The sequence below is a fragment of the Bacillus sp. AFS001701 genome, from assembly GCF_002559405.1.
In the GTDB taxonomy this organism is placed as follows: Bacteria; Bacillota; Bacilli; order Bacillales; family Bacillaceae_G; genus Gottfriedia.
On record NZ_NTZO01000765.1, the window covers coordinates 1 to 286 of the forward strand.

1 protein-coding gene is annotated in these 286 nt (G+C 31.5%); it reads left to right on the plus strand.

The features are described from left to right. On the plus strand, positions 1 to 284 hold a 284-nt coding region (locus tag CN514_RS25060), incomplete at its 5' end, for a DNA-processing protein DprA (RefSeq protein ID WP_176526090.1). Positions 285 to 286 lie beyond the last annotated feature (2 nt).

Genomic DNA, 286 nt, shown 5'->3' on the forward strand with positions numbered 1-286 from the left:
ATCATTTAGTTATTAGTGAATATCCATATCATATTAGACCAGAAAAAAGATACTTTCCTAGAAGAAATAGAATTATAGCTGGTTTATCTAAAGGTTTAATCGTTTTAGAGGCTAAGGAGAAGAGCGGGACGATGATTACTGCAAATTTTGCAATTCAATATAATAGAGAGGTATTTGCAGTGCCAGGTCCGATTATAATGGAAGAATATAAAGGAAATCATCGATTAATTCAGGATGGAGCGAAATTAATTACATGTACAAATGATATTTTAGAGGAATTTTAGGC